Origin of the sequence: Brasilonema bromeliae SPC951, from assembly GCF_012912135.1 — a bacterium.
Taxonomy (GTDB): Bacteria; Cyanobacteriota; Cyanobacteriia; order Cyanobacteriales; family Nostocaceae; genus Brasilonema; species Brasilonema bromeliae.
Window position 1 is genome coordinate 5,629 of sequence record NZ_QMEB01000170.1, and the last position, 8,679, is coordinate 14,307.

Here is an 8,679-nt window from a genome sequence, read left to right on the forward strand (position 1 = left end):
TCCTCGAATCTCTTTCAATCCCAGATCGCGGAACCCAAACTCGATAAGCGCCCTAGAAACCTCAATTGCGTAGCCGTAACGACCCCAGCACTGTGGTGCTAGCTCGATCCCTAGTTCCGCTTTGTCAGGGCCATATCCTTCACGGCGCAGACCGCAGCAGCCAAATATCTCTTGCGGGTTCTGGAGGTGAGCGATCGCAAACTGATAATTGCTACGTGGTTGTTCGACTGCCCATTGACCGAAAAGCCCCAGAAGCGATCGTGCATACTCAGGTGTTACCTCTTCCGGCGCACAAAACTCCGCATACCGTGGATCGGCATGGTAGGCAATAAACGCAGGCTCATCTTCCTCAATAAACTCGCGCAGCAAAAATCTTTTGGTAATGATCTCCATGCTTAGCCAAACATACTGTAGCCGTCTAACTTGTCATTATATGGAAATGTTCAGGATAATACTTTTTTATCGGGGTGGATACAAATAAAAAAACGACTTCACCAAGGTGAATATCCGTAAAAATATCTTTGAGTAGGTCGAGTTTGCCAAAGGATTTGCACAAGAATTCTGTGCAAATTACGACTTTACTGACTTTGTCTTAACCTTCTTTCTAAAACGGATGCACTTCTAGTCATACCCATAACTAAAAGATAGTAAATTAACCCCGCAAATAGCAGAGGCTCAAAGTAAATATACTTGTTTGCACCAACAATTTGGGCACTGCGTAATATTTCTACTACACCAATTGTTGATACCAAAGCCGAGTCTTTCAATAGTCCAATAGTTTCATTTACTAATGCTGGTAGAATATTCTTCAATGCTTGCGGCAAAATTATGTCCCACATCATCAACCAGTAAGGAATAGCCATAGACATCGCCGCCTCAGCTTGTCCTTTATCTACTGCTTGAATTCCACCCCGGATAGTTTCCGACATATAAGCCCCAGAGTTTAGGGTAAAAGTTAGCACCCCTGCTTCTAAAGCCGAAATATTATAGCCAGTCAGCTGCGGTGTCGCATAGTAAACCAAAGCCAACTGTAACAGCAGAGGTGTGCCTCGAAATACCGAGGTATAGGCGTTAGCAACCCAGACAAGGGGGTTGATACTAGTAATTTTGCACAGAGAGAGAACTGTACCCCAAATTAATCCTAAAAATACTGATAACAGCGTAAATAACAACGTCAGAGGGATGCCTTTGAGAATAAAAGGAATCTCTGGGATAATTCTGGTAAAGTCTAGATTCAGTCCGCCTTTAGCAGAAGGTGAAGATACGGTAGCGGTTGTTTGGGAAAACCATTTGGTTACTAATTTTTCTAGTTCTCCTTTGTCTTTCATTTGTTGCAGGACTTTATTAAAAGGTTCTACAAAGGAGGAACCTTTAGGAAAAGCGATCGCCGATCCACTTTTCTGTTCTGAGGGAATAACATTAAAACCTAATTCTGGATTAGCTTGGACGAATCCTCTCGCAACAGTATCCTCAATTATTGCTGCATCAATTCGCCCTGATTTAATTTCTTGAATGGTTTCCGCTACTTTATTGAGCTGCTTTAGCTGAATTCCTGTGACTTTTTGGGCAATTTTTTTTGCATTTTGCTCTTGGATAGTCCCTAGTTGTACCCCAACTTTTTTAAAAGCTAAATCTTGGGGCTGTTTTAGGTTGCTATTTTTGGGAGCGACAATTGTATCTTTTGCTTGGTAATAAATAATTGAAAAATCAATATTTTTCTTACGTTCTGGAGTGGGAGACATCCCAGCCATAGCAAAATCAGCCCGATTTGCTTGGAGTGCAGGAATTAATCCATTAAAATCGGATTGCATGATCTGGAGTTTAAATCCTAGTTCTTTAGCAATAGTCTTGGCAATATCTATATCAAAGCCAACAATTTGCCTTTCACCCTTCTTTGTATCATAAAAATCATAAGGCGGATAATCTGGAGAAGTTATCATCGTGAGTGTGTCTTTGCCTAAAGATGAGGCTGCGTTTAGAGAATGGCTACAACCTGTGATCAGACTCATCACTAATATTGGTGCAAACAGGATGGTTGATAACCATACTTTTCTTTTTTTCATGAATTTGATAATTATTGAGGAAAACAGTTTATAACTCTCCAAGATTATCATTAGCCCAATTGAAATCAGTGAACAGTAAACAGTGAACAGGGAACAGGGAACAGGAAACAGGGAACAGAGTCAGCGATTTCTTGACCCCCCTTAACTTGGTAACTGATAACTGATAACTGGTAACTGCGGCTGGTACTTGTTGAAGAATTCATGTCAAATCTAAAACTCTATATTAATCAGGTGTTTGCGGCGATGAGACAAACTCTTCAAACTGAACAATTCTTCTTGAAGAAATACTAGAAATTATTATGTGACCAAATCTACATGAAATTATGAATGCGCTTCTACAGCTAAAACTTATGATAATCTCTGTAGTGGACTACAAGTTAGTGGTTAGTAAAAAAACCAATAACTAACAACTAACAATTAACACAACATAATGCACAGATGACGCACATCCCTCACCCAGATTCCCCAGGCATAACGGTAACTTGCGCTATCGTAACTGTCAGCGACACACGCTCAAAACAGACGGATAAAAGTGGTCAGTTGATTCAAGAATTACTCCGCAATGCCAATCATGTCATAGAAGCTTACACGATTGTCAAGGATGAACCTGTGCAGATTGAAGACCAAATGGAACGACTGAGTCAGTATCCAAATTTGAATGTCGTGATTTTCAATGGTGGTACAGGTATTGCACCGAGAGATACCACATATGATACAATTATTAAATTGCTGGAAAAAACCCTCCCTGGGTTTGGTGAGTTGTTCCGCTTTTTAAGTTACCAAGAAATTGGTTCACGAGCGATGGCATCTCGGTCTGTAGCTGGTGTCTACAAGCAAAAACTCATCTTTTCCCTTCCAGGCTCCAGCAATGCAGTACGACTGGCAATGGAAAAACTTATTTTGCCAGAACTTGTTCATTTAGTTGGACAGTTGCACAATTCAAACAGTAAACAGTAAACAGTGAACAGTAAACAGTGAACAGTGAACAGTGAACAAGGTTATGGAGAACAAATACTGCTAACTGATAACTGATAACTGATAACTGATAAAAAATAACCCCCTCTAGTCGAGGAGGATATAATATTTCATTCAGGTAATTTATGCAATCATCATAGGTGACCAAGGGTCAAGCTGATGACAGCCAAAATTGCACTGACTATGTAGAAGACCGCAACAACTTGCAGTTCTGACCAACCAGAGAGTTCCAGGTGATGGTGTAATGGTGCCATCTTGAACAAACGCTTGCCTTTGCCATCAGAACCTTTGGTAGCTTTGTAGTAGCTAACCTGCGCCATTACTGAAAGGGTTTCCACAAAGAAGATTCCGCTGAGAATGAACAGTGCGACTAAACTGTTAGTCAGCAAGCCCACTGCGGCTAAAGCGCCTCCTAAAGCCAAGGAACCAGTGTCTCCCATAAAAACACGGGCTGGGTTACGGTTATGAGCCAAGAACCCTATGCAACTGCCACTCATACAAGCACAGAAAACCATCAATCCAATTGAGGAGGGGGCGCTGAGGGCACCTAATGCTAGTAATGCGATCGCCACCGTTCCTGCAGCCAAGCCATCAATACCATCAGTCAGGTTAGTGGCGTTACTTTCTGCCACCAGTACAAAGCCCGCTAAGGGCCAAAATAGTAATCCCAGGGGTAGAGAAAAACCCAAAGGCAAAGCAATATTCGTAATGTCAAAAGGTTGAGTAAAAATTAGCCACAGACAGAACGCTAGTGCAAAACCGATTTGCAAAGCTAGTTTCATCCGGGGAGATATACCTTTATTAGATTTACGGCGCAGAATTTGCCAGTCATCTATCCAGCCAATCAATCCATAGCTTAAGGTCAAAGCAGAAACTGCAAGTACCTCTATTGCAAAGTGAGACCACACACAGGCAGTTATCACTGCCACAGGAACAAAGAATATGCCCCCCATCGTTGGAGTACCTGCTTTTTTTAGATGAGCCTGGGGACCATCCTCACGGATGATTTGCCCCGTTTTCAGTGCTTGCAGTAGTGGTACTACCCAAAAACCGACTGCGGCTGAAGCGAGTGCACAGAACAAAAATGGCAAGGTTAACGACACACCTTGCCAAGGCAATCTATTCGCTATTCCATCTAACACTAGTGCTGATACACCCAGACCTACACCCAGTAGAGAGACCAGACCTATGCCATTAATGATCTTTAACCCTTGGTTAGGAGATAATTTTGCGTCCACGGAAACTTCCCTTCACTCCACACTTGCAAAACTAAACAATAGGGACGAGTTGTGCCAGTAATATACCTTCAGCCCAGATTATTTACTCCTCATCTGGAGCAGAATCATCGTCGTCATCAAAGTCATATTCGCCAATTCCGTCCTCAGTACTCAAAAACTCTGTTATCTCTTCTTCGTCGTCTAGAAAATCAGGCTCGTGAACATCACGGGCTATGAGACGACCACCTGATTTCAACCAGTCAAGCAGCGAGGACTCTTGCTTTAATGGAATAACAGACGCCCGCTGGTTTCGGGGTACTTCACGCAATGGAGAATTTAGCATATCAACGAAGACAATATAAGGGGAAGGTAGCTAGACACTAAGAGTCTATCACTTGATACAGCACTATTTACTTGTTAATTCAACTCTTAGCTTAAAAATCCGACAAAAAATTTTTTATTTATGATTGATACAGGAAAACGTGAAACCCTAATAGTTATCGGTATGGCACTATACATAGTTAATCAATATTTTTGGAACTGAATGATGTTTTTTGAGGTGAAAAACAATGCTAAGAAAAGCGTCTCTTTTAGAAGCAATTGCTGGTAAAAATCGGGGACTACTTGCAACTGAGCAAGATAAACAGGCTATCTTGGTAGCTATTGCAAATTTGGAAGATGTAAATCCTACACCATCTCCAATTGAAGCAACAGATTTGCTCAATGGCAATTGGCGATTAATATATACCACAAGCATTGCTCTATTAAACATTGACAATTTACCCTTGTACAAGCTCGGTTCAATTTATCAGTATATTCGCGTAGAAACTAACAGTATTTACAATATAGCTGAAACTTATGGCTTACCTTTTTTTGAAGGCATAGTCAGCGTTGCTGCAAAATTTGAGCCAGTTTCATATCGGCGCGTCAACGTGAAATTTGAGCGGTCTATTATCGGTTTACAACGCTTAATAGGATACACCTCACCAGAGAGTTTGGTTGAACAAATTGAAGTTGGCAAAAAACTCACCGCAATTGATTTTCCTTTGAACAGCGATAAACAGCCAGGTTGGCTGGATATTACCTACATAGATAACAATTTGCGTATTGGTAGAGGTAACGAGGGCAGCGTGTTTGTTTTGACTAGAGCATAAGAACCTCCTACACAAGTGCTTGCGACCAATGAAATTATGCGATCTCAAGAACTTTGTCAAGGAGGTATTCATACTTTTTTGAAAAATTATAGAATAAGGAATAGGTCACAAGTGGTAGGTGAGAGTCTAAAATCTTTATCAGCTATCCTCTGTAACCATTCCCTGTAACCTATTTCTTGCACCCGACAACTTATTCCCTATTTACCTTAGAGGACGAAAATTAATCGTACAAGTTCCTCCTAGAGTGACCACTGTAATGTCTTAGGGAGCCCTTAGCAAGATAAATAACTTAACAAAGCTTCTTGGTGAGGCCTCCTGGTTGTAGAGTGAAATCAATTAGCCTTGTGTATTGGCAATTTATAACTTAAAGGGAAGAAACTCATGGTTCAACGTGGTTCTAAAGTGCGTATTCTCCGCCGGGAATCCTACTGGTATCAAGATGTCGGAACCGTGGCGTCTATTGACCAGAGCGGTATTAAATACCCAGTCATTGTCCGTTTTGAGAAAGTAAACTACTCTGGCATCAACACCAATAACTTTGCTCAGGCAGAATTATTGGAAGTTGAAGCTCCAAAAGCAAAGGCGAAGAAGTAAGGTAGAAAACAAAGGGAAACAGGGAGAAAGTGACAAAGGGAGGAAACTTCTGTTGCTTCCCCACTCACCCCATCTGTTTGACTCAACAGGAGTAGCACGCCAGTTGCTATCTCCTCTTGCCTTCGCAAGTGAACAAAGGAGAGCCGAAGCGCTTTGTTCGCAATGGCTCCCCTTCTATAGCTTTGCCTCATCAGTCATGCTGTCCTCCCCCTATTCCCTTGTATTCTGTGCCTTTCAAACAAGATGCCTGAACTCCCTGAAGTTGAAACAGTCCGGCGGGGTCTGAATCAATTGACCCTTAACCAAGAAATTACGGGTGTCCAGGTGTTGCTTCATCGCACGCTTGCCCACCCGTTTTCTGTAGAAGAGTTGTTCATTGGAATTAAAGAGAGTTTCATCGTAACTTGGCATCGGCGCGGCAAATATCTCCTAGCGGAACTCTCCTTTTCTCCCTCTGCTTTGTCAGCTGGCTGGCTGGGGGTTCATCTGCGAATGACGGGTCAACTTCTGTGGCTGCATCGAGACGAACCGTTACACAAGCACACACGAGTCAGATTCTTTTTTGGAGATGAACGCGAGTTACGCTTTGTAGATCAGCGTACCTTTGGTCAAATCTGGTGGGTGCCTCCAGGAGTTGCACCGGAAAGTATTATCACAGGTTTGGGAAAACTAGCAGTTGACCCCTTTTCACCGGAATTTACTGTTGAGTATTTAGCGCTTAAGCTGCGAAACCGCCGCCGTGCAATAAAGACAGCACTTCTGGATCAGTCAGTAGTGGCGGGTTTAGGTAATATCTATGCTGATGAAGCGCTGTTTCTGAGTGGAGTTTTGCCAGAAACTTTATGTACAAATTTGCAACCAGAGCAAATTGAGCGTTTGCACTCTTGCATCATTCAAGTTCTAAAAGCCAGTATCGAGGCTGGTGGTACTACGTTCAGTAACTTCCTAAATGTCAAGGGAGTCAACGGTAACTACGGTGGTGTTGCCTGGGTTTACAACCGTGCTGGAGAACCCTGTCGAGTTTGTGGTACACCAATTCAACGGATTCGGATAGCTGGGCGTTCCAGCCACTATTGTGTTCAGTGCCAACGATAAGCAATATAAAAGTAAAAGTGAAAAAAGTTACAACTAAATATAGAAAATACTAATGTATAAAATTAATGTATTAATATGATACAATTTTGATTTTAGATTCTGAATTTTGAATAAACGTAGATGAGGGCAGACAATGATCTAGAAAATTATCTAGAAACTATCTGCGTACATCCGCGTGCATCTGCAGTTGCAATTTTGGATTCTGAATCAACTACTACCAGTAGGAAGTTTCAGGAATCTAAACATAGCAGCCATAAAACCAACTGAATATCTACGCAAAAAATGTACAAGACATATCCCAACACAAATAGGAAGGAGATAACTCCTGGCTCTACAAAGACTTCCTGCGAGCTACAATCCTGAAGAAAACAATTTACACACTCACGAGGGAAACTCATGGCTGTAAAAAGAGGAAATATGGTTCGTGCTGTCCGCGAGAAGCTGGAAAACAGTCTAGAAGCACAAGCTAGTGATTCTCGTTTTCCTTCCTATTTGTTTGAAACCAAGGGTGAAGTCGTAGATATCAAAGGTGACTATGCCCTTGTGAAGTTCGGGAAAGTGCCAACTCCAAATATTTGGTTACGTCTGGATCAACTTGAAGAATTTAAATAATACTCAACCATTAGCAGATATGAGCTATTCCCCTTTCTCCCCAATTAAGCGCCATTCACCCCGTGTCACCGTTATCGGTGCTGGTAAAGTTGGTAGTACCTTAGCCCAACGCATAGCTGAAAAAAATCTGGCAGATGTCGTGTTGCTAGATGTTGTTGAGGGTATGCCCCGAGGACTGGCACTTGATTTGATGGAGGCAAGGGGAATTGAACTGCACAATCGTCGGATTATCGGCACAACCGACTACGCTGATACATCTGGTTCTGATATCGTGGTCATTACAGCAGGTTTTCCTCGCAAACCGGGTATGACTCGGGATGATTTGCTTTTGACGAATGCAAAGATTGTCGTGGAAGCTGCAAACAAAGCAATGACTTATTCTCCAGACGCTATATACATAATTGTCACAAATCCTTTGGATGTGATGACGTATTTGGCTTGGCAAGCAACTGGACTGCCAGGCGATCGCATTATGGGTATGGCTGGTGTGTTAGACTCAGCACGCTTTGAAACGTTTATTGCGATGGAATTAGGAGTTTGTTCCCTTGATGTTAAAGCAATGGTGCTGGGCGGTCACGGAGATTTAATGGTGCCCTTGCCGCGTTATGCTACTGTTAACGGTATTCCGATTACAGAACTACTGGATGCAGCCACAATTGAGCGATTGGTAGAACGTACCCGTAACGGTGGTGCAGAAATTGTAGAACTGATGCAGACAGGAGGTGCTTTTTATACTCCCGCCTCTTCTACCTGCGTGATGGTGGAATCAATATTGCTGAATCAGTCACGTCTGTTGCCAGTAGCGGCGTATCTTCAGGGTGAATACGGTTTAAACGATATTTTTATCGGTGTTCCCTCTCGTTTAGGATCTAGCGGAATTGAGGAAGTCGTGGAATTAAAACTAAGCGATGTAGAAAGGGACGCTTTACATACTTCTGCGCAAGAAGTACGTAAGAATATTACCCGGGC

10 protein-coding genes are annotated in these 8,679 nt (G+C 42.4%); 6 read left to right on the forward strand and 4 right to left on the reverse strand.

Annotated features, from left to right (window positions below):
* On the reverse strand, positions 1 to 393 hold a 393-nt coding region (locus tag DP116_RS19520; RefSeq protein ID WP_246275707.1), incomplete at its 3' end, for a GNAT family N-acetyltransferase.
* A 185-nt stretch (positions 394 to 578) separates the two neighbouring features.
* On the reverse strand, positions 579 to 2,063 hold the full coding sequence (locus DP116_RS19525) for an ABC transporter permease subunit (protein ID WP_169156753.1): 1,485 nt from the start codon (positions 2,061 to 2,063) through the stop codon (positions 579 to 581).
* Between the two features lie 438 nt (positions 2,064 to 2,501).
* Here DP116_RS19525 and DP116_RS19530 point away from each other — a divergent pair, with 438 nt between their 5' ends.
* A complete protein-coding gene (locus DP116_RS19530) occupies positions 2,502 to 3,020 on the forward strand; it encodes a MogA/MoaB family molybdenum cofactor biosynthesis protein (protein WP_169156754.1) in 519 nt (172 codons plus the stop codon).
* Positions 3,021 to 3,172: 152 nt separating this feature from the next.
* On the opposite strand, the gene mraY is transcribed toward DP116_RS19530, so the two are convergent.
* Both mraY and DP116_RS19540 read right to left on the reverse strand, forming a co-directional pair.
* Entirely contained in the window at positions 3,173 to 4,276 is a 1,104-nt protein-coding gene (gene mraY / locus DP116_RS19535; RefSeq protein WP_169156755.1) for a phospho-N-acetylmuramoyl-pentapeptide-transferase, read from the reverse strand.
* 82 nt (positions 4,277 to 4,358) lie between these two features.
* Positions 4,359 to 4,598 (reverse strand): DUF3134 domain-containing protein, encoded by a 240-nt coding sequence (locus DP116_RS19540; RefSeq protein ID WP_169156756.1) that lies wholly within the window; start codon positions 4,596 to 4,598, stop codon positions 4,359 to 4,361.
* A 226-nt stretch (positions 4,599 to 4,824) separates the two neighbouring features.
* Between DP116_RS19540 and DP116_RS19545 the strand changes: the two genes are divergently transcribed.
* The 5 genes from DP116_RS19545 to mdh all read left to right on the forward strand — a co-directional run.
* Positions 4,825 to 5,409, forward strand: a complete 585-nt coding sequence (locus DP116_RS19545) for a PAP/fibrillin family protein (protein ID WP_169156757.1) — start codon at positions 4,825 to 4,827, stop codon at positions 5,407 to 5,409.
* Between the two features lie 381 nt (positions 5,410 to 5,790).
* Complete coding sequence (locus DP116_RS19550; protein ID WP_169156758.1) at positions 5,791 to 6,003, forward strand: photosystem I reaction center subunit IV; 213 nt, start codon at positions 5,791 to 5,793, stop codon at positions 6,001 to 6,003.
* 243 nt (positions 6,004 to 6,246) lie between these two features.
* Entirely contained in the window at positions 6,247 to 7,098 is an 852-nt protein-coding gene (locus DP116_RS19555; protein WP_169156759.1) for a DNA-formamidopyrimidine glycosylase, read from the forward strand.
* Positions 7,099 to 7,494: 396 nt separating this feature from the next.
* Positions 7,495 to 7,710 (forward strand): NAD(P)H-quinone oxidoreductase subunit O, encoded by a 216-nt coding sequence (locus DP116_RS19560; protein ID WP_169156760.1) that lies wholly within the window; start codon positions 7,495 to 7,497, stop codon positions 7,708 to 7,710.
* A 19-nt stretch (positions 7,711 to 7,729) separates the two neighbouring features.
* The coding region (gene mdh, locus DP116_RS19565) for a malate dehydrogenase (protein WP_169156761.1) at positions 7,730 to 8,679 on the forward strand (950 nt) is incomplete at its 3' end.

Bases quoted from the DNA above. Each gene is read 5' to 3' on its own strand.
- DP116_RS19525 (WP_169156753.1), bottom strand. From the start codon at position 2,063: ATGAAAAAAAGAAAAGTATGGTTATCAACCATCCTGTTTGCACCAATA.
- DP116_RS19530 (WP_169156754.1), top strand. From the start codon at position 2,502: ATGACGCACATCCCTCACCCAGATTCCCCAGGCATAACGGTAACTTGC.
- DP116_RS19540 (WP_169156756.1), bottom strand. From the start codon at position 4,598: ATGCTAAATTCTCCATTGCGTGAAGTACCCCGAAACCAGCGGGCGTCT.
- DP116_RS19545 (WP_169156757.1), top strand. From the start codon at position 4,825: ATGCTAAGAAAAGCGTCTCTTTTAGAAGCAATTGCTGGTAAAAATCGG.
- DP116_RS19550 (WP_169156758.1), top strand. From the start codon at position 5,791: ATGGTTCAACGTGGTTCTAAAGTGCGTATTCTCCGCCGGGAATCCTAC.
- DP116_RS19555 (WP_169156759.1), top strand. From the start codon at position 6,247: ATGCCTGAACTCCCTGAAGTTGAAACAGTCCGGCGGGGTCTGAATCAA.
- DP116_RS19560 (WP_169156760.1), top strand. From the start codon at position 7,495: ATGGCTGTAAAAAGAGGAAATATGGTTCGTGCTGTCCGCGAGAAGCTG.